Origin of the sequence: Roseicella aerolata (assembly GCF_020523605.1) — a bacterium.
GTDB classification, from domain to species: Bacteria; Pseudomonadota; Alphaproteobacteria; order Acetobacterales; family Acetobacteraceae; genus Paracraurococcus; species Paracraurococcus aerolatus.
Genome location: NZ_JAJAQI010000038.1, coordinates 23,713 through 42,737, shown reverse-complemented (window position 1 = coordinate 42,737; position 19,025 = coordinate 23,713). Strand labels below are relative to the sequence as shown.

Here is a 19,025-nt window from a genome sequence, read left to right as displayed (position 1 = left end):
CCAAGCCGAACCCCGCTCGGGACAGCGGACCGCCGCCTTCATGCGCCGGGTCGCACTGCTCGCCCTGGCTCTCCTCACCACCGTGGGGGGCGCCGCCGTGGCGCAGGGGCAGCAGCAGCCCCGCACCTTCGAGGACGCACCCACAGGGGCGCCGCCGCCCGGCTTCTCCTTCGCGCTGACGGGCCGAGGCGAGCCGGTGCGCTGGGTGGTGCTGGAAGATCCGTCCGCGCCGGCGGGCGCGAAGGTGGTGGCCGAGACCAGCCAGGATCGCACCAGCGACCGGTTCCCGCTGGCGATCCTGGACGGCTTCAATGCGCGCGACGTGGCGGTCTCGGTGCGGTTCCGGCCGGTGTCCGGCACGGTGGACCAGGCGGCGGGGCTGGTGGTGCGGCTGCGCGATCCGCGCAACTACTACATCGCGCGGGCGAACGCGCTCGAGAACAACGTCCGCCTCTACCGCGTCGTGGACGGCCGCCGGACCCAGTTCGCCGGCGTCGACGTGCCGGTGCCGCGCGATCGGTGGCAGTCCCTTGGGCTGCGGGTCGAGGGCGACCGGCTCGCGGTCTCGCTCGACGGCCGCGAGCTCTTCACCGCAACCGACCGCACCTTCCGCGAGGCGGGGCGGGTCGGGCTGTGGACCAAGGCCGACAGCCTCACCCACTTCGACGGCCTCGAGGTTCAGATCCTGCAGTAGCCGTGCCCCTGGTGGTCCGGAACGCGGCTGAGCCACACCCAGAGCCGACGTCTCGAGCCGGAGTTCGGGACCAGGGACGTGGGGACGACACCGAGGCGCGAATGCCCGATCAGAAGCCCACCACGGTCCCCTTGGTCCCGGCGACGACGCCCGGGCGGGAGGAGCCGAGCGGACCGCCCGGGTCGCGTCCACCCGACGGCCGGGGCCCGGGCAAAGCGGGGTGGGATTGGCTCGCCACCTTCCCCCCCGGCTACTTCGCCCTGGTCATGGCCACCGGCATCGTCTCGACCGCGACGCACCTCCTCGGGGTGCCGCTGGTGCCCGGCGCGCTGTTCGCGGTCAATCTCGCCGCCTACCCGGTCCTCTGGGTGATCACCTTGGCGCGCCTGGTGCGGTTCCCCGCCGCCTTCTTCCGGGACATGGGCGACCACGCGGCGGGTCCTACCTTCCTCGCCAAGGTCGCCGCGACCGGCGTGCTCGGTACCCAATTCGCCCTCATGACCCCGTACCGGGGCATCGCCCTGGCGTTGTGGGTCCTCGCCGCCCTGCTCTGGCTGGTCCTGACCTACGCGCTCCTCGCGGCCGTGACGCTGGCCGACCCGAAGCCGCCCATCGAGCGGGCGCTGGGCGGCGCCTGGCTGCTCGTCGTGGTCTCGACCGAGTCGATCTGCGTGCTGGGCACGGCCGTCGCGGACGTGACGCCCCGACCGGACGTCGTGGCCTTCGCCTGCCTGTGCGCCTTCCTGCTCGGCGGCCTCTCCTACGTGATCCTCATCACGCTGATCGCCTATCGCTGGCTCTTCCACCACATGACCGCGGAGGCGCTCGCACCGCCGTACTGGATCAACATGGGCGCGGCGGCGATCACCGCCCTGGCGGGGGCCAGCCTCACGCTCTACACGCGCGCCCACGCGGACGGTGCCGTGTCGCCGGAGCTGCTGCAGGTCCTGCCCGTGCTGACGGCGGGGGCCTGGGCCGCTGCCACCTGGTGGATCCTCCCTCTCGCCGCCGCCGCGGTCTGGCGGCACGCGGTCCGGCGCCTCCCGCTCGCCTACGACCCGCAGCACTGGTCGGTGGTGTTCCCGCTCGGCATGTACGCCGCCGCCACGGCGACCTACGCCCAAGCCGCCGGGCACGACTCCTTGGCGCGGCTGTTCGCGTGGGCCGCGCTCGCGGCGTGGCTCGCCGCCGGCGCCGGCCTGCTGCTCCGCTGGGCGCGGCACGCACCCCGGCTCTGCGGTCGGGCACTCGACCGGGCCGACGCGCGGTAGGGCGACGCCCCAAGGACTTGGCACGGTTCAGTTGCTCGCGCCGTCAGCGCCCACTCCGGACCGGCGCCGAGCCGCTGCCGGTCGGATGGAGCAGACCGGGCCGGGCACACCGGCGCGCAAGGCGCCGCCCTCCTCCACCGAGCGGCCGACGACGCCGCGGGCGTGCTGCCGACGCCGACGACAGCCGAAGGGGCGATCTCCTCCTGGAGCTCCTCGCTGGCGTTTTGCGGGCCGCGGTCGTGCCGGACGGGCAAGTCCCAGGCGTTGCCATCGCCGAACGCGCCGAAAATCGCGCGGCTCCAGCCGCGGCGGCGTTCCCGCGGAGGCCTCCGGTCGGGATCAGAGGCTGCGGACCTGCAGGTTCCGGAACTGCACCGTCGATCCCGCGCCGTGGTTCTGCAGCCCGATGTGGCCACGCCGCGGCCGCACGTCGTCGACGATGAAGTCCGTCACCACCTTGGTGCCGTTGAGCGTCACGTTGATCTTGTCGCCGCGCGCCTCGATTTCGTAGGCGTTCCAGTCGCCGGGTGCCTTCGACGCCAGCGCCGAGGACGGCGCGAAGGAGTAGACCGCGCCGGTGCGGTGCTTCGCGTCGCCCTGCTGCCCGGTGTCCGGGTTGAAGCCGGTGTCGTCGATCTGGATCTCGTAGCCGCGGTTGACGGCGCGCCGCCAGTCCACGCCCGCGTCGCTGCTGTTGAGCGGCGGGAACCGGATGAAGACGCCGGAATTGTCCTCCTTCTTGCCGGCGCGCCATTCGAGCCGGAGCAGGAAGTCCCCGAACTGCTCGCGCGTGTACCAGAGCAGGCCGATGCCGCCGAAGCCCTCCAGCACGCCGCCCGGCAGGACGCGGAAGCCGCCGCTCCCCGCCATCAGCCAGCCCACCAGCGAGCCCCCGGCGGCGAGGGGCTTGAAGCTCGCATCCGGCTTCGGCAGCAGCGCCTTGGCGGCCGCGCGGGCCGTCTTGCGCGCGAGCGCCAAAGCCGTCAGCGAGGGATTCGCCGAGCCGACGGTCGGGAACAGGGCCGGGCCAGCGACGTAGGCGTTCCCAACGTGGTGGAAACGCCCGTCGGCGTCGGTGAGCCCCGCGCCGGGCGGGCCCATCCAGAGCGTGCCGGCCTCGTGGTGGGTGGAGCCGATGTTGTCGCGGACCTTCCCGTCGGGCGGGGGCTCATCCCCGGACTTCCAGCCGCCGTCGTAGAACCACTGGAGGTCCTCGGGCTTGTTCTTCGCCAGGGCCCTCGCCGTGTCGGCCGCGGCCTTGTCCATGGCCTGCCACACCTGGCGGTCGCCGGGCGTGTCGACCAGGTTCACCCAGGCGCGGGGCATGCCGAACTGGTCGCGCTGGTCGGCATCCTTGGCGAGGTTCATCCAGCTCCTGGCCAGGTCCTTCGGCCCGTCAGGCGGCGCGATCGTCCGGTCGCCCTCCATCTCGCCGATGCCCCGCAGGATGACGACGACCCAATTGGGGTTCTGGCTCGCCTTGAGGTCCTGCAGGTGGTCCAGGTCGGGGATGGCGGTGAAGAGGTTGCCCTCGGCGTCGGTGCCCTCCGACGGCGCGCAGGTGACCTGGATGTGGAACTGCCGCGGCTCGCCGCCGACCTTGACCGAGCCACGCAGCAGGAAGGCCGCGGTCTCGAGCTCGGCAGGCTTGGGCGGGAGGCCCAGCGCGGAGCGCCGGACGCGCACGACGGTGTTGCTGCGAAGGTGCGCCATCAGGTTGGCGCCCATGCCGTCCGCCGGGAAGGAGGCGAGTGCGAGGCGGGTGGTCTCGATCGTGCCGGCGGCGAGGACGACGACGGGGTCCTCGACGAGCTCCTGGCCCGCCCGTAGGAAGCGCTGGACCCCGTTCTCGCGGACCTCGATCCGACGGACCCGGCCCGTGCCGTCGGTCTGCAGCCCGGTGACCTGCGTGCGCGGCACGAGCATGATCCGGCGCCGCGAATTGTCGTTCAGCGTCCAGCGGCGGGCGACGTCGTCGCGCAGGGCGTCGATCAGCAGGTTGGCGCTGCTGTACTTGTCGAAGCTGAAGAGGGCGCCGTCCGGGGCCTGCCCTTGGATCGCGAGGGGCGTGTTGTCCTCGAGGGCGAGCTTCAGGCCCGGGATCGCGGCGGCGAAGGCCGCTCGGACGACCTTGCTGAAGTCGGTCTCGAGGTAGTCCGTCGGCTCGGCGACACCGATCTCCTGCTCCACGAAGACGTAGTTCTCGGCCGCGTCGTCCAGGAGGTGCTTGCGCACCTCATCGGGCCAACGCTTGAGGTCGTCCGCGACGAGCCGCGGCGCCCAGCCGCCCCAGAAGACCGAGCGCCCGCCGACGCAATAGGCCAGGCCGGGGAAGGCGCGGTCGCTGTGCCAGGGGAAGCCCCAGACGACGTTCTGCGTCCCGGGGTCCTCGGCGTTGGTCCGCACCACCCGCGCGCCCGGCGCGTTGAGTCCGATCTTCGGCAGGTTCTGCAGGTGGGTGGTGACGAGGAGTGCGCCGGCGTCCAGCACAAGGATGCGCAGGTTTCCTTCGTCGCCGAAGCGGTAGAGCTTGTCGGCGCAGTAGCCGCCGAACATGCCGGCGCCGACGACGACCGCGTCGAACGGCGCGCCGCCGTTGCCGGTGACCGCCTCGTCCCAGGTGCTGCAGACGTAGCGCCCGACGAGGTCGTGCGCGAAGGCGGTCTGCTGGAAGTCCTGGGGGATGCTCGGATTCGGCACCAGCAGCGGCAGTTGTTGCGGCATCGAAGCGGCCCTCCTCCGGCTCACGCTATGCCACTCGGCACCCGGCGGTCACGAACCGTCTGTGACCAGGCGCACGTCGCGCCACCGTGCGGCCAGGCGACGGACGGCGGGCCGAGAGGCTGGCTCCGTCGCGCCCTCCCCAGGTGCGCCGCACCCGCGCAAGGGCGACCCCAGACGCGACCAGAGCCGCTCTTGGGCCGAGTGCCGCTCAAAACGAGCTTGAGCCTATGCTCTCCCCTGGGATAGGATGAAAGACATGACCGAGCCTCATGTCCACCGTAGCCACCCCGATGTGGTGAAGCGCCTTAGGCGCGCCGCCGGACACCTGCAGGGCGTGATCGAGATGATCGAGGCCGGGCGCTCCTGCCTCGACCTCGCCCAGCAGCTGCATGCGGTCGAGGCGGCCATCGCCAACGCCAAGCGGACGCTGATCCACGACCACCTCGACCACTGCCTCGACCACGTCGTCGGCGCCGTGCCGCGCGCCGAGCGCGGGCCGATCGACGAATTCAAGGCCATCACGAAATACCTCTGACCCGCCCGGCGATCCGACGCACCCCATGCCGAGCCCGCTGCAGCCTCACCGTGCCCGCTCGCCCCTGTTGAGGGCGATCGCGCTCGCCGCCATGCTCGTCCTGCCCGCGGCGGCACCGCCTGCCCGCGCGGGCGGCGGGGACGACCACACCCACGGCCCGGCGGAGCACGAGACGGTCACCGCTGCCGCCGCCCGGACCCGGCTCGCCGTGCAGTCCGAGACCTACGAGCTCGTCGCCATCCGCACCGGCCCGGAGACCCTGACCCTCTACCTGGACCGCACCGCCGACAACGCGCCCGTCGCCGACGCGGCGATCGAGGCGACGCTGGGAGAGGAGACGCTGCGCGCCGAACCGCAGCCTGACGGCACCTTCCTGCTGCGCTCGCCGCGCCTGCTTGCCCCGCCGGCATCCCTGGAGATGGTCTTCTCCATCACGGCGCCGGGCGGCGATGACCTGCTCATCGGCGAATGGCCGGCGGAGCCCGTCCCGCCCCCCGCGGCGAGCCTCGCCCACGTCCACGAAGGCCTGATCGACGACCTGCTGCACCATCCCTGGCTGGCGCTGGGCGGCATCTTCGGGCTCGGTCTGCTGTTCGGTATCCTGCTGCGGGGGGGTGGACGCCCGTCGGGCGGACGCCGCCTGCCCCGGGAAGTCCTCTCCGCCCTCCTGGCGTTCGGCCTCGGCGCCGCGCCCGGTGCCGCGCGCGCCGGCGACGGCGACCATAGCCATGGTCCCTCGGCGCCGGCGGCAGCGGCGGGCCAGCGCCCCACGGTGGACACGCCGCGCCGCCTGCCGGACGGCACCGTCTTCCTGCCGAAGCCGAGCCAGCGCCTGCTGGAGATCCGCACCGCCATCGCGGCGCCGGAGACGGCGCACCGCACCATCACGCTGATCGGCCGGGTCGTGACCGACCCCAACCGCGGGGGGCTGGCGCAGAGCGCGGTTGGCGGCCGGGTCATCCCGCCCGAGAGCGGCCTGCCGCGGCTGGGCCAGGCGGTCAGGCGGGGCGAGGTGCTGGCCCTGGTGGAGCCGCCGCTCCCCGCCGCGGACCGCACCACCATCGCCGAGCGCCTCGGCGAGATCGACCAGCTCATCGCCGCGGCCGAGGCGCGGCTGCAGCGCGCCCGCAGCCTCGCCGCGACCGGCGCCGGCACCCGCGTGCAGGTGGTGGACACCGAGATCGAGCTCGAGGGGCTGCGCCGCCGGCGGGCCATGGTGCGGGAGAACCGCGTGGCGCCCGAGGAGCTGCGCGCGCCCTCGGACGGCGTCATCGCCAGCGCCCGCGTCGTCGCCGGCCAGGTCGTGCAGGCGCAGGACGTGCTGTTCCAGGTCGTCGACCCCAAGGGGCTCTGGGTCGAGGCGCTGGCGCACGGCGCCGATGCCGCGGCCCTGAACATCCAGGGCGCGACCGCCTCGGCCGCCGGCGGCGCGCCGATGCGCCTCGCCCTGCAGGGCTTCGGGCGGGCGCTGCAGCAGCAGGCGACGCTGGTGCAGTTCGCCATCCTCGACCCGCCGCCGGGGCTGAGCGTCGGCCAGCCCGTCACCGTCTCGGCCCAGCTCGGCGCGCCGGTGGAGGGGATCGTGGTGCCGCGCTCGGCGCTGGTGCGCGGCGGCAACGGCGAGGCGATGGTCTGGCGCCACACCGCCCCGGAGGTGTTCGAACCCGCGCCGGTCCGCACGGAGCCGCTGGACGCCGGCCGCGTGCTGCTGGCGGCCGGGGTGCCGGCCGGCTCACGCGTGGTGGTGCGTGGCGCCGACCTGATCAACCAAGTGCGCTGAGCCGATGTTCAACCTGCTGGTCAGCGCGTCGCTCCGCAACCGGCTGCTCGTGCTGGCCGCCGCCGCCGTCCTCGTCGTCTACGGCGCGCTGACCCTGCCGCGCGTCCCGGTCGACGTCTTCCCCGACCTCAACCGCCCGACCGTCACCCTGCTGACCGAGGCCGAGGGTCTCGCCCCGCAGGAGGTCGAGCAGCTCGTCACCTTCCCCATCGAGACCGCGATGAACGGCATGCCGGGCGCGGTGCGGGTGCGCTCGGTCTCCGGCGTCGGGCTGTCGGTGGTCTACGTCGAGTTCGACTGGAGCGCCGAGATCTACCGCGCCCGCCAGCTCGTGGCCGAGCGCCTCGCCCTGGTGCGGGAGACGCTGCCGCGCGGCGCCAACCCCATCATGGGCCCGGTCACCTCCATCATGGGCGAGATCATGCTGCTCGCCGTGACCGGCGAGGGGGTGGGCCCGATGGAGGTGCGCGAGGTCGCGGACTTCGTCCTCCGCCCGCAGCTTCTGGCGATCCCCGGCGTCGCGCAGGTCATCCCGATCGGCGGCGAGGTCCGGCAGTACCGCGTCACCCCGGACCCGGCGGCGATGCTGGCGCTGGACGTGACGCCCGAGCAGGTGGAGGCCGCGGCGCGCCGCTTCGGCACCAACACCGGCGGCGGCTTCATCGACCAGCACGGCCGGGAATACCTGATCCGCAACGTCGGGCTGACCCGCCGGCTCGAGGACCTGCGCGACATTCCGGTGGCGCAGCGCCCGGGCGAGGCGCACCCGATCCTGCTGCGCCAGGTGGCGCAGGTGGAATTCGCGGCGCGGCCGAAGCGCGGGGACGCCGGCTACCGGGGCGCGCCCGCCGTCGTCGTCAGCATCCAGAAGCAGCCGGCGGCCGACACGCTGGCGGTGACCGCGCGCATCGAGGCTGCGCTGGCCGAGATCCAGCGCAGTCTCCCGCCCGGCATCACCGCGACCAACGTGAAGTTCCGCCAGGCGAGCTTCATCGAGGCGTCGATCGACAACCTCCGTGCCGTCTTGGCCGAGGCGACGGTCGTCGTCGCCGTCATCCTGATCCTCTTCCTGATGGACGTACGGGCGACCGCCATCTCGCTGGCGGCGATCCCGATCTCCATCCTGGTCACCGTGCTGGTCTTCCAGGCAATAGGCCTGACCATCAACACGATGACCCTCGGCGGGCTCGCCATCGCCATCGGTGAGCTGGTGGACGACGCGGTGGTGGACGTCGAGAACATCCTCCGGCGCCTGCGCGAGAACGCCGCGCTCGCCGCGCCGCGCCCGGTGCTGGAGGTGGTGGCGACGGCAAGCCAGGAGGTGCGATCCGGCATTGTCTACGCGACCATGATCGTGGTGCTGGTCTTCGTCCCCCTCTTCGCGCTGCCCGGGATCGAGGGGCGGCTCTTCGTACCGCTCGGCATCGCCTACATCGTGGCGATCCTGGCGAGCCTCCTCGTCTCCATCACCGTCACCCCGGTGCTGTCCTACTTCCTGCTGGCGCAGCGGCGGGAGGCGGCGCATCGCGGTGACGGCGTCGTGCTGCGCAGCCTGAAGCGCGGCAACGAGGCACTGCTGCGCTGGGCGATGGGGCGCCCGCGTGCGATCTTCCTTGCCGCGGGGCTGCTCGCCGCCGGCGCGGCCGTGGCCGCGACGCAGCTGCCGCGCGCCTTCCTGCCGCCCTTCAACGAGGGCACCGCGCTGGTGGCGCTGACCTTCCGGCCCGGCATCTCCCTCGCCGAATCGAGCCGGCTCGGGGCGGTCGCGGAACGGCTGGTGGCGGAAGTGCCTGAGGTCGCCTCGGTCGGGCGCCGCACCGGGCGGGCGGAGCTCGACGAGCACGCCGAGGGCGTGCATTTCAGCGAACTCGACGTCGCGCTGCGCCGATCCGGCCGGCCGCGCGCTGAGGTGCTGGCCGACATCCGCGCCCGACTCGCCGTCCTGCCCGGGGCGGTCAGCCTCGGCCAGCCGATCCAGCACCGGCTCGACCACATGCTCTCCGGCGTGCGGGCGGAGATCGCGGTCAAGCTCTTTGGCCCGGATTTCGACGCGCTCGGCACGCTCGCCGAGGGGCTGCGCGCCCGCTTCGCCCGCATCCCCGGCGCGGTGGACGTGCAGGTCGAGCGCCAGGTGCGCATCCCGCAAGTGCGCATCCTGCCCGACTACGCCCGCGCCGCGCTCTACGGCATATCCCCCGCCGTGCTGACCGAGGCGCTGGAGGGGCTCGCGAACGGGCGGACCGTGTCGCAGATCGTCGAGGGTAACCGGCGCTTCGACGTGGTGGTCCGCCTCGCCGACCGCGACCGATCGACTTCTGGTCTCGGCGACCTGCTGCTGCCGACACCGACCGGCCATGTCCCACTGCGCCTCGTCGCCGACATCGAGGAGACGGACGGCCCGAACCAGGTCCTGCGCGAGGGCGGGCAGCGCAGGATCGTCATCTCCGCCAACACCGACGGACGGCGCGACGCCGCCTCGATCGTCGCCGAGATGCGCCAGGCGATCGCGGAGGCGCGCCTGCCCGAGGGGTACTCGGCGCGCATCGAGGGGCAGTTCCAGGCGCAGGAGGAGGCGACGCGCATCATCGCGCTGCTTTCCCTCGTCTCCCTCGCCCTGGTCTTCATCGTGCTCTACAGCCGCTACCGCTCGACAGCGCTGGCGCTGATCGTCATGGGCAACATCCCGCTGGCGCTGATCGGCAGCGTCGCCGCGCTCTGGATCGCGGGGCTCTCGCTCTCGGTCGCCTCCATGGTGGGCTTCATCACGCTGGCCGGCATCAGCGCCCGCAACGGCATCCTGAAGATCAGCCACTACATCAACCTGGCCCTGCTGGAGGGCGAGCGCTTCGGCCCGGCGCTGGTGCTGCGCGGCAGCCGGGAGCGCCTGGCGCCCGTGCTCATGACCGCGCTCTCGGCCGGGCTGGCGCTGATCCCCCTGCTCTTCGGGGCGGGGGAGCCGGGGCGCGAGATCCTCCACCCGGTGGCGGTGACCATCTTCGGCGGGCTGGTCAGCGCGACGCTCCTGGACGCGCTGCTGACGCCGCTGCTCTTCCTCGCCTTCGGCCGCAAGCCTCTGGAACGCCTCGCCTTGGCTCGGAAGGCGGACCGCACCGCGCCGTCCGCCGTCGAGGCCTACTGAACCAACCTGGAAGGAAACCACGGCATGATCCGGCGCACCCTGATCCTTGGCCTGACGCTCGCTATGCCCCTGGCGGCAATCGCTCAGGAGCAGCGCGGGCCGAATGGCGGTCGCGTCGTCGTCGCCGACGGCCACCCGGTGGAGTTCGTGCCGAACGGCGCCGAGCTCGTCTTCTACCTTCGGGACGACGACCGCGCGGGCAGCCCAATGCGCACGCGCGGCCTGACCGGGCGCGCGGTGGTGCAGCAGGGCGGGCAGACGATCACCGTGCAGCTTGCCGGCGCCGAGCCCAACCGGATGGTGGGCCAGATGGATCAGCCGCTCGCGCCAGGTGCGCGGGTGGTCTTCTCGGCCTCGGCCGGTGGCCACAGGCTGCAGGCGCGGTTCACCAACGACTGAGGCAGGGCAGTGCTGTCGCCCCTCGCCCACCGCACCTACCGCCACCTGTTCCTGGCGCAGGTGCTCTCACTGCTCGGCACCGGGCTGGCGACGGTGGCGCTCGGACTGCTCGCCTACGAGGTCGCGGGCGCCGACGCGGGCGCGGTGCTGGGAACGGCGCTGACGCTGAAGATGGTGGCCTATGTGGGGCTGGCGCCCGTCGCCGGCGCCTTCGTCGGCCTGGTGCCACGCCGCGCCCTGCTGGTTGCGCTCGACCTGCTGCGCGCCGGCATCGCCCTGCTGCTGCCCTTCGTCACCGAGGTCTGGCAGGTCTACGTGCTGGTCTTCGTGCTGCAGGCCGGCTCGGCCGCCTTCACGCCGACCTTCCAGGCGACCATCCCGGACGTGCTGCCCGACGAGGCCGAGTACACCAGGGCGCTCTCGCTCTCCCGCCTCGCCTATGACCTGGAGGCGCTGGCAAGCCCGGCGATCGCCGCCGGGCTGCTGGGCCTGGTCGGCTTCCACTGGCTGTTCGCGGGCAACGCCCTCGGCTTCCTCGCCTCGGCGGCGCTAGTGTTGTCCGTGCAGCTGCCCTCGCCGAAGCCGCCCGAGGCAGCAGAGGGCGCCTGGGCGCGCATCACGCGGGGCAGTCGCATCTATCTCGCCACGCCCCGGCTGCGCGGCCTGCTGGCATTGAACCTGACCGTGGCGGGGGCGGGGGCCATGGTCATCGTCAACACCGTGGTGCTGGTGCGCGGCGAATTCGGGCTCGGCCAGAGTGAGGTGGCCTGGACGCTCGCCGCCTACGGGTTCGGCTCGATGCTGGCGGCGCTGGCGCTGCCGCGCCTGCTGGACCGGGCGGCGTCGGACCGCACCGCCATGCTCGTGGGCGCGGCGCTGCTGGTGGCGGGCCTGCTGCTCGGCACCACGGTGCCGTCATGGCCGGTGCTGCTGCCGCTCTGGGCGCTGCTCGGGCTCGGCAACGGACTGGTCCTGACCCCGGCCGGCCGGCTCCTGCGGCGCTCCGCCGCCGCGGGCGACCGGCCCGCGCTGTTCGCCGCGCAGTTCGCGCTGAGCCACGCCTGCTGGCTCGTCGCCTACCCGCTGGCCGGGCACATGGGCGCGGCGGCAGGGCTCGACGCGACCTTCCTCGCCCTCGCCGCCCTGGCGGGGCTGGGCTGCGCCGGCGCGGCGGTGCTGTGGCCGCGCGGCGACGGCGCGGCGGTCGAGCACGTCCACCGGGACCTGCCGGACGAGGACGCGCACATCGCTGAAGCCGAGTCGGTTCCGGGCGGCGGCTTCCGCCACCGGCACGCCATGGTCTTCGACGCGCGGCATCCTGACTGGCCGTGATCACCGATGCGCGTTTGGATTCGCTGCGCTGCGGGCGAGTCCAGCCTTCGTCCTATGGCGTGTCGCCGCTTGTTCGTGTTAACGCCCACCGCGAGCGTGTCGCGGCAGGAATGCGACACTGGCCCCGTCCTCACCTTGCCACCCGGTCCAGTACGCGCCTCACCTGCTGAGGCATCCAACGCTCGCCACCACGCGGCGTGCGCACGCCGCGCGCGGTGAGCGCGTCGGCGAGCTGCTGCAGCGTCGTGGCCCCTGCCCTGCGCGCCGCGTCGAGGTAGGGCGCGACCTCGGCCGCGCGCCGCGCCGCGCCCGCCGACCAGGCCGCGCGCGCGTCCGCCGCAGTGGTAGCATCGCCTGGCCTGAGGCGCGGGTTGCCGAGCCGCACGCCGCGTGCCCGTGCCGCCGCGAGCGCGGCCTTCGTGCGCGCGCTCGTCATGCGCGCCTCCTCCTCGGCGACGAGGGCCATGACGCCGACGGTGAGGCGGTTGGCGTGCGGCATGTCGGCGGCGACGAACTCGACGCCGGCCTTCTCGAGGCCGAGCAGGAAGTGGGCGTCGCGGGCGAGGCGGTCGAGCTTGGCGATCAGCAGCACGGCGCGCCGCGCCCGGCACTCGGCGAGGGCCAGGGCGAGCTGGGGCCGGTCGCCGCGGCGGCCACTCTCCACCTCCTCGAAGGCAGCGGCCACCGTCCCGCCGCGGCCGGCGGCGTGCCGGGCGACGGCCTCGCGCTGCGCCTCCAGCCCGAGGCCGGAGCGGCCCTGCTTGTCGGTGCTCACCCGGTAGTAGGCGACGAAGCGGGGCCCGGCAGGGGCGGGGGTAGGGTCCATCGGCTGTCAAGCTGCCCCATCCGGCACGTTTTCACAATCTGAAAGGAGCGTTTGAAGGAATGTGAATTACGCCATCAGGGTCGGTTTGCTGCGAAACTCGTATTTCATGGCTAACCGAGCTATATCAGCCAAAACGGCTTTCAGGTGCTCCGCATGGAAGACCCCATCCCCGTGCCCGCGGGCGAGGTGCAGCGGCACTTCGCCCTCTGGCAGGACCGGGCGCTCACGCGCCCCGTCGCCGTCACCAGCCGCGGCCGCCCGCGCGTGGTGATGCTCTCCGTCGAGGAGTACGAGCGCCTCCGCCGACGCGACCGCCGGGCACTCCGCGTCGAGGACCTCCCCGACGAGCTGGTGGACGCGATCGCGGCGAGCGAGCCGCCGGAGGAGGCGCGCCGCTTCGACGGCGAGGTTGGCTGAGCCGGCGCGGCGCCGCGGACCGCCGCCGCCGCGGCCGGGCGAGGTGATCCGCTACGCCTACCTCTGGACGCACGAGGCCGACGCTGGCGCGGAGGAGGGCCGCAAGGACCGGCCCTGCGCAGTGGTGCTGGCGCTCGCCCGCGCCGCAGGCGTCGTGGAAGTGGTGGTTGCGCCGATCACCTCCAGCGCGCCGGCACGCGACACCGATGGTGTCGAGCTGCCGGCCGAGACGCGGCGGCGCCTCGGGCTGCAGGACGCGCCGTGCTGGGTGGTGCTGACGGAGGTGAACCGCTTCGCGTGGCCAGGTCCCGACCTCCGCCCCGTCGAGACCGCCGACGGCCCGGCGTGGAGCCATGGCCTGCTGCCGGCGCGGATCTTCGAGCGCGTCCGCGACGCGGTCGTGGCCCGCGCGAGGGCGCGCAGGCTGCGCGCGGTGCCGCGATCGGAGTAGCACCGCCACAGCGAGGGAGCGCGCCGGCGCGATCTACGCGGCGCCGGTGCGGAAACTGCGGCGGGCCAGCGCAGCTCGGCTGCTATGGTCACGGTGCCGCTGTCACCTCGCATGGAAGGGTGGGGCAGTAGGCCGGCTCGGGCGCCCCATGGCAGGGCATCATGATGCTCCATGGGAAGACGATCGGGTCGGAACGCTCGTGCTGATAGACCTGCACCGTCGGCATGTTGCGGATGTCAATGCACCTGCCCAAACGAAACACCACGCTGTTCGGCGCGGCGAGGAAGAGGTGAACAGTGCGTACCCCGCGGTTCGCCAGCTGGCTCAAGGTGCGGACGAAGGTCTCCGCCATGGCGCACTGCTTGTCCTCCGACCAGTGATTCCCGACGAACACCTTGCCCATCCGCAGCGCGAGCATGGGCCGGGAGGGATCCAGGCGGCGGGCGGCTTCCACGTCCACCTCGTAGGAGACGGAGATTGCGATGCTGACCTCGTCTGTGCCGTCGGATACGGAGGACAAGTCGGGCTCGGAGAGGCGATCGCCATCGTCCACCCCGTCCAGCGTGCGCCACCCCTCGGCCGTCCGGTCCCAGTCCATCACGACCACGCGGCTCTCGTCGTCGAAGAACGTGCCGGCCAGGAACGTCAGCGGGACGGGCGACACGCCTCCGTACACCACGGTCACATCGGCAGGCTGGGCATCGCCCAGGCCCTGGCGCAGCACGGCCCGCGCGTCCCGGACGTGCATGAACGCCGCCGCCTGCTCGGCGAGCACGCCGTCGCGGAAGTAGGGCGTGACGTCGATCACCTTCTCAACGATTTGCCCGACGAGGGCGCGGGGCAGGGCTTCCCGCAGCGCCGTGCTGAACCTGCGCTGCAAGCCCCTCTGCTCGACCACGAGGACGCGCTTCCGCTCGCGAGCCTCCCGCTCTTCGCGCCTGTCCTGGAGAAGGAGCCAAGTGCCCAGGCCGACGAGCGCCGCTCCCACGGCAAGGCCGACAGCCGACAGGGCGAACGAGGCCCCGCCGCCGAATTCGAACTCGGTGTCCCCCGACCTGAACCGCACGGCGAGCCCGCCGAGCGCCGCCACGAGGATCGACACACCGAGCCCGATGAGCGCCAGACTGGCCGAACGCTTCCGGAACCGCCACTCGATGAACGCCGCGACGGCCCTCCGCAGCAGCTGGTTCCACTCCGTGATGCTCGACATCCAGAACTCCCGCTATCTCCAGTCCAGCAGCAGGGACGGCACGCGCCTACCTGCCGACGCGCGGAGGAGAGGCTCACTCGCCTCCGTTCCAGCCTCACGCGCCACGCGGCGCACCTGCGCCGGCGTCGGCACCGCCGGCGCGCGGCTCTCCATGGCCGCGCCCGGCGCGGGGCCCTTCGCTGGCTCGGGGTGGCGCTCGGGACCGGTCCACTGACCCGTGACGCGCCAGAGCTCGTAGAAGGCGAGCCACTGCGCGGCCCAGGGCACATAACTCTCCGCCAACAGCATGTCCGACCTCCACTCCCCCGCGTCGGGATCGAAGAGGCACAGGTCAGGGTGCGGGTGCGCCCCATACAGGTGCGGCGGCCACCCGTCGCACTCGGCGAGAAGGTCCGGCGCGAGCACCTGCGCGCGCGGCAGCATGCCCCGCCACGTCAGGTCGCAGCCCCCGAGGGTGGGCATGTCAACGTGCGTGATCCGCACCTGATAGGGCCGGTCGAAGCCCCGGAGCGGCCCTACCCAGATGCAGCCCCACCGCCCCACGGCGGTCAGGCGCATGAGCGGATAGGCCGCCTGCATGGCGGCGATCTGCTGGTCCAAGGTCGCCGCCGTGGCCCTCACCGGCGCGGGGCCCCGTAGAATTTGTGCGCCGGAGCCTGCTGCACGTTACCAGGGGACGGCCGTGGCGTGGCGCCCGTCGCGATCACAGGGGCCGCGAGGATGCTGCCCGTGCCGGCCCGCTGTAGCAGCCCGCCGCTGCTCGCCCGCTCGTGCAGCCGCTTGCGGAACTCCTCCATGGCGAGACGCGTGGCCCGCTCGCCGAACATGTCGCTGAGAAGCCTGTCCCGCGCGGGCAGGTCCAGGTCGGGCGCACCCAGGGCTGAGAGCTTGGCGCGGAAGTCGTCGAGATCGACGATGAACTGGTCCTGGTCCGCCGGGGAAGCAGGCCAACGGTCGGTCAGCACCTCGTCGCGCGGGCAGGCTGGGTTGGCGCGGTGGATGAGGGCCCTCATCACGCGCGCCTTCTCGAACTCGCCCCTGGCGTAGGCGATGAGATCCACAAGCACCGCGTGGAGGGACGATTGGGTCCGGCCTGCGCGGAGGAGCGCTCCGGACCGCTCGCCGACGAGGCAGGCGAGGAGGACGGAGGGCGGGCAGCGACCCGGCCGCCGGTCGTACTTCTTATTCCGCCACCGCTTGATGAGCTGGAGCGCGATCAGGGGAGGGCTGCGCTCGAAGAGCTTCGGCTGCTCGTCCACAGGCACCGCGTCGGCGCGCTTAGCGAGGACCGAGAGGCTCACGAGGCTGCCCGGCGCGTCGGGAAGCTGGTCCTTGAACCACTCCGCGAAGCCCCAAGGGTTGGCCACGATGCGCCGGTCCTCGGCGCGCGGCCGCTCCAGCTTGCTATGGAAGATATTGCTCACGCGCTCCACGCGGCCTGGGATCAGGACGGACGGCGTGACGTCCAAGTGCATACCCGCGTACTGCACGGTGACGCAGCGCGTGTGGCGCGCCACCTTGCCGTGGTACCGCGACCCCTCCTCGCCGTTCAGCGTCAGGAAGTGCAGGTCGAGGATGTCGCGCGGGTGCCACGCGGCAAACTCCGGGACGAGCTCAGACATGATGTCGATGTCGAACTCGTCATTCTCCAGGCTGGACGAGATGGTGCAGCCCATCGCCATGGACCCCTGCGGGTACATCAGGGCAACCTTGCCGCGCAGGGGGCTGCCCTCGCGGTCAAGCCAGTCGTTGATGGCCCGGTACCGCTCGACGGCCTGGTCGTACTCCGTCGGCGTGAGCTGGATCTTCCGGGCCACGTCCAGGAGCAGGACGTCCGTCACGCTCGGCTGCCCCCCGATCCCCATGTAAGTCAAGCCCGACTCCTTTCATCGATTCGGCTCCGGTAGAGAACCATACACGCGAAAGTCTTTCAACAACAGTTGGGCTGTTTGTTTAAGAAACGCATACGAAGGTTGTCCTGCGTTGCTGTTTCCCTGGTTGACGCCAAATGCGGATACGGACAGTGTTCCCTCAGGCGGACGGGAGAATCGAGCCATGGCGATCAGACGAACGGGGAGGGCAGGGGCGCTCTACGCGGCCGTGGGCCGGGAGCTGAAGGAACGCAGGGAAAGCCAGCGCATGGGGCAGGAGGAGTTGGCCGCACGCGTGGCCCTCTCGCGGTCCTCCATCGCCAATGCCGAGGCCGGGCGCCAAGCCATCCCCCTGCACCACCTCGTCGAACTTGCCGAGGCCCTCGGCACGACCGCGTCCGCAGTGCTTGAAGCGGCAGAGCGCCGGAACGCGCAGATGGCGTCCCTGCCCAAGGGCGACCTCCCCCGGTCGGTGGTGGCCTTCCTGGCCGCGAACGCGAGGATGGGACGGTGACCCCGCGCCGCCCACGGTACACCTACATCGAGAAGCTGGCTGACCGCCTCCTCGACGAGGCCGGGGTGACGAAGGCACCTGTGCCGGTCGAGCGCCTCGCGCGGCTCAAGGGCTGCCGGGTCGTCAAATCGAATCTCAAAGAGGTTTCGGGAATCCTGTTCCGCTCGGACGAGGGCGCCATCATCGGGGTCAACGACGGGCACGCCCCGACCCGGCAGAGATTCACCATTGCCCACGAGCTGGGTCACCTCCTCCTGCACGCGGGCCAAGAGGTCCACTACGATAAAGACTATCGCGTCAGTTTGCGGACCGAGGAGTCGTCCACCGGGACGAACCTGGAGGAGGTGGAGGCGAACTTCTTCGCCGCATCCCTGCTGATGCCGGATCGGCTTCTCCGGTCCGACCCGCGCGCCTCCCAAATGGATATTGAGAACGAGGAGATCATCCTGGCGCTGTCGCGGGCCTACGGGGTCAGCGCCCAGGCCATGACGCACCGGCTGTTGAGGATGGCACGCCGCAGCGGGTTATGAGTAGGCGTGGTAGGCGCGTTCGCGCAGCCTAGGCCAGAGGTAACGGAATGCGCGGCCGCGTAGCATAGCGGGACGGAGCGGGAACGCGGCGGCGCGTTCCGTTATCTCTGGCCCACCCTGGAGCGCGCCGAGGAATAGGCCCGGCACCTGGCGCTGAAGCATCCCGGCCACAAGATTTTCGTGCTCGCGCCTTGCAGCGCGACCGTGAAGACGGACGTGCAGGTCCGGCGCTTCGACACTCAGATCGCGCCGTAGATCGTCTTCAGCTCCTCCGCCTGGTCCGGGTTGATGCCCTCGACGTAATGCACGATCGCCGCTTCCCGCAGCCCCGTCTTGGTCCGCTCCACCGCCGCGAACTGATCCATCCGCGCGTCGGTGACCCTCGCCTCCCCGGTGGTCAGCCGCAGGTTAAATGCCTCGACCACGGTGCCGAGCTGACGCTTGTGCGGATGCAGCTCGAAGCCGGCTTCCTCTGCCGCCGCGTCGAGGGTGACGACATGCCGTGCCAGCGCCTCCTCGCCGTCGGCCGACATCAAGACATCGTCCATGTAGACCGCCAAGCGGATCTCGCCCGCCGCGGCGCTGAGCGCCTTGCCGAGCGCAGATTGGTCCAGGGCGATCGAGGCCAGGACGGGCGACTGCACGAAGCCGAACGGCAGGCTGAACCCCGTCGCGCCTGGCTTGCGCACGGTGCTGACCTGCGCGGTCTCCCAGGCCGACTTCTGTGAAAAGCCCACCTTGCGGAGCGCGCGGTGGATCTTCGGCCGGGTGACGCTATCGAAGAACGATCTAATGTCGAGGCGCGCGAACTCGGGGTTCGAGAGGTGAACCAAGCTCGCCGCGACGTGCCCGCCCTTCTGGAAATGGAAAAAATAGTCGGGCGGCGACCAATGCTTGAGTACGGCCTTGATGATCCGTCTGCCGTCCTCCTGGCCCTTTTTGGTCGGGACGAAGATCAGCAAGCCTCGGTCGGTCGTGAACTTATGGGTGAATGCGTCGTAGTTCATAGTTAGTGGCCCCGCCCATCAGCTTCATCACGGCATCAACCAGCTTTACCAGCCAGTATGACACCTTGATCCACATCAGAGCGAGGCCAAGCCTGCGTTCAGTTTTCATGAACAGGGGACCCTACTTGCCCCAGCGGCCATGCCATGGCTGCGTAGCCACTAACCAAGTCGTAACGACCTTCCTAGAGTGATCCTCCGGGTCGGCCGTGACGGTCCATGCCTCCTCATGGGTGAGCCATGAAGACGCGCGAGAGTCCCCCCGTAATGCTGGGGTGGTAGCGACATAGCACGGTCATTGACCGGATTGGAATGAAAAACTGGAAAG

The 19,025-nt window shown here is 71.6% G+C and carries 17 protein-coding genes; 11 read left to right on the top strand and 6 right to left on the bottom strand.

The window, feature by feature from the left end; genetic code table 11:
* Positions 1-40: 40 nt before the first annotated feature.
* Both LHA35_RS20950 and LHA35_RS20945 read left to right on the top strand, forming a co-directional pair.
* Positions 41-694 (top strand): hypothetical protein, encoded by a 654-nt coding sequence (locus LHA35_RS20950; RefSeq protein WP_111472195.1) that lies wholly within the window; start codon positions 41-43, stop codon positions 692-694.
* Between the two features lie 101 nt (positions 695-795).
* On the top strand, positions 796-1,965 hold the full coding sequence (locus tag LHA35_RS20945; RefSeq protein WP_226611766.1) for a tellurite resistance/C4-dicarboxylate transporter family protein: 1,170 nt from the start codon (positions 796-798) through the stop codon (positions 1,963-1,965).
* 339 nt (positions 1,966-2,304) lie between these two features.
* Here the strand turns inward: LHA35_RS20945 and LHA35_RS20940 are convergent, their stop codons facing one another.
* Positions 2,305-4,689, bottom strand: a complete 2,385-nt coding sequence (locus LHA35_RS20940) for a family 16 glycoside hydrolase (protein WP_111472197.1) — start codon at positions 4,687-4,689, stop codon at positions 2,305-2,307.
* A 256-nt stretch (positions 4,690-4,945) separates the two neighbouring features.
* On the opposite strand from LHA35_RS20940, the gene LHA35_RS20935 reads away from it, so the two are divergent.
* Genes LHA35_RS20935 through LHA35_RS20915 form a run of 5 tightly spaced genes read left to right on the top strand, consistent with a single transcriptional unit; the run spans position 4,946 to position 11,874 of the window.
* Positions 4,946-5,224: a metal-sensing transcriptional repressor gene (locus LHA35_RS20935; RefSeq protein ID WP_111472198.1), complete on the top strand. Its 279-nt coding sequence runs from the start codon at positions 4,946-4,948 to the stop codon at positions 5,222-5,224.
* A gap of 25 nt (positions 5,225-5,249) precedes the next feature.
* Positions 5,250-7,004 carry an efflux RND transporter periplasmic adaptor subunit gene (locus LHA35_RS20930; RefSeq protein WP_111472199.1) on the top strand — a complete coding sequence of 585 codons (1,755 nt, stop codon included), beginning with the start codon at positions 5,250-5,252 and terminating at the stop codon, positions 7,002-7,004.
* A gap of 4 nt (positions 7,005-7,008) precedes the next feature.
* Entirely contained in the window at positions 7,009-10,143 is a 3,135-nt protein-coding gene (locus LHA35_RS20925) for an efflux RND transporter permease subunit (protein ID WP_111472200.1), read from the top strand.
* Positions 10,144-10,167: 24 nt separating this feature from the next.
* On the top strand, positions 10,168-10,542 hold the full coding sequence (locus LHA35_RS20920; RefSeq protein WP_207803024.1) for a hypothetical protein: 375 nt from the start codon (positions 10,168-10,170) through the stop codon (positions 10,540-10,542).
* Between the two features lie 9 nt (positions 10,543-10,551).
* A complete protein-coding gene (locus LHA35_RS20915) occupies positions 10,552-11,874 on the top strand; it encodes an MFS transporter (RefSeq protein ID WP_111472201.1) in 1,323 nt (440 codons plus the stop codon).
* Between the two features lie 130 nt (positions 11,875-12,004).
* Here LHA35_RS20915 and LHA35_RS20910 read toward each other — a convergent pair whose 3' ends face one another.
* Positions 12,005-12,700, bottom strand: a complete 696-nt coding sequence (locus LHA35_RS20910) for a recombinase family protein (RefSeq protein WP_111472202.1) — start codon at positions 12,698-12,700, stop codon at positions 12,005-12,007.
* A 153-nt stretch (positions 12,701-12,853) separates the two neighbouring features.
* Between LHA35_RS20910 and LHA35_RS20905 the strand changes: the two genes are divergently transcribed.
* The gene (locus LHA35_RS20905; protein ID WP_111472203.1) at positions 12,854-13,117 is read left to right on the top strand and encodes a type II toxin-antitoxin system prevent-host-death family antitoxin; all 264 of its coding nucleotides are present in this window, start codon (positions 12,854-12,856) and stop codon (positions 13,115-13,117) included.
* Complete coding sequence (locus tag LHA35_RS20900) at positions 13,110-13,568, top strand: hypothetical protein (protein ID WP_111472204.1); 459 nt, start codon at positions 13,110-13,112, stop codon at positions 13,566-13,568. Before LHA35_RS20905 ends, LHA35_RS20900 begins: the two co-directional genes overlap by 8 nt.
* A gap of 88 nt (positions 13,569-13,656) precedes the next feature.
* Here LHA35_RS20900 and LHA35_RS20895 read toward each other — a convergent pair whose 3' ends face one another.
* From LHA35_RS20895 to LHA35_RS20885, 3 genes are read right to left on the bottom strand one after another with little or no spacing between them, the layout of a single operon-like run.
* On the bottom strand, positions 13,657-14,778 hold the full coding sequence (locus LHA35_RS20895; protein WP_111472205.1) for an SAVED domain-containing protein: 1,122 nt from the start codon (positions 14,776-14,778) through the stop codon (positions 13,657-13,659).
* Between the two features lie 12 nt (positions 14,779-14,790).
* Positions 14,791-15,378 carry a hypothetical protein gene (locus tag LHA35_RS20890; protein ID WP_128080125.1) on the bottom strand — a complete coding sequence of 196 codons (588 nt, stop codon included), beginning with the start codon at positions 15,376-15,378 and terminating at the stop codon, positions 14,791-14,793.
* 17 nt (positions 15,379-15,395) lie between these two features.
* On the bottom strand, positions 15,396-16,619 hold the full coding sequence (locus LHA35_RS20885; RefSeq protein ID WP_128080126.1) for a cyclic GMP-AMP synthase DncV-like nucleotidyltransferase: 1,224 nt from the start codon (positions 16,617-16,619) through the stop codon (positions 15,396-15,398).
* A 214-nt stretch (positions 16,620-16,833) separates the two neighbouring features.
* Between LHA35_RS20885 and LHA35_RS20880 the strand changes: the two genes are divergently transcribed.
* Positions 16,834-17,163 (top strand): helix-turn-helix domain-containing protein, encoded by a 330-nt coding sequence (locus LHA35_RS20880; protein ID WP_111472208.1) that lies wholly within the window; start codon positions 16,834-16,836, stop codon positions 17,161-17,163.
* Complete coding sequence (locus LHA35_RS20875) at positions 17,160-17,693, top strand: ImmA/IrrE family metallo-endopeptidase (RefSeq protein ID WP_111472209.1); 534 nt, start codon at positions 17,160-17,162, stop codon at positions 17,691-17,693. Before LHA35_RS20880 ends, LHA35_RS20875 begins: the two co-directional genes overlap by 4 nt.
* Before the next feature lie 239 nt (positions 17,694-17,932).
* Here the strand turns inward: LHA35_RS20875 and LHA35_RS20870 are convergent, their stop codons facing one another.
* Positions 17,933-18,700, bottom strand: a complete 768-nt coding sequence (locus LHA35_RS20870; protein WP_111472210.1) for a reverse transcriptase domain-containing protein — start codon at positions 18,698-18,700, stop codon at positions 17,933-17,935.
* Positions 18,701-19,025 lie beyond the last annotated feature (325 nt).

Excerpts from the sequence above, each read along its gene's own strand:
- LHA35_RS20950 (WP_111472195.1), top strand. The coding sequence starts at position 41 with ATGCGCCGGGTCGCACTGCTCGCCCTGGCTCTCCTCACCACCGTGGGG.
- LHA35_RS20945 (WP_226611766.1), top strand. The coding sequence starts at position 796 with ATGCCCGATCAGAAGCCCACCACGGTCCCCTTGGTCCCGGCGACGACG.
- LHA35_RS20940 (WP_111472197.1), bottom strand. The coding sequence starts at position 4,689 with ATGCCGCAACAACTGCCGCTGCTGGTGCCGAATCCGAGCATCCCCCAG.
- LHA35_RS20935 (WP_111472198.1), top strand. The coding sequence starts at position 4,946 with ATGACCGAGCCTCATGTCCACCGTAGCCACCCCGATGTGGTGAAGCGC.
- LHA35_RS20930 (WP_111472199.1), top strand. The coding sequence starts at position 5,250 with ATGCCGAGCCCGCTGCAGCCTCACCGTGCCCGCTCGCCCCTGTTGAGG.
- LHA35_RS20925 (WP_111472200.1), top strand. The coding sequence starts at position 7,009 with ATGTTCAACCTGCTGGTCAGCGCGTCGCTCCGCAACCGGCTGCTCGTG.
- LHA35_RS20920 (WP_207803024.1), top strand. The coding sequence starts at position 10,168 with ATGATCCGGCGCACCCTGATCCTTGGCCTGACGCTCGCTATGCCCCTG.
- LHA35_RS20910 (WP_111472202.1), bottom strand. The coding sequence starts at position 12,700 with ATGGACCCTACCCCCGCCCCTGCCGGGCCCCGCTTCGTCGCCTACTAC.
- LHA35_RS20905 (WP_111472203.1), top strand. The coding sequence starts at position 12,854 with ATGGAAGACCCCATCCCCGTGCCCGCGGGCGAGGTGCAGCGGCACTTC.
- LHA35_RS20895 (WP_111472205.1), bottom strand. The coding sequence starts at position 14,778 with ATGTCGAGCATCACGGAGTGGAACCAGCTGCTGCGGAGGGCCGTCGCG.
- LHA35_RS20880 (WP_111472208.1), top strand. The coding sequence starts at position 16,834 with ATGGCGATCAGACGAACGGGGAGGGCAGGGGCGCTCTACGCGGCCGTG.
- LHA35_RS20870 (WP_111472210.1), bottom strand. The coding sequence starts at position 18,700 with ATGAACTACGACGCATTCACCCATAAGTTCACGACCGACCGAGGCTTG.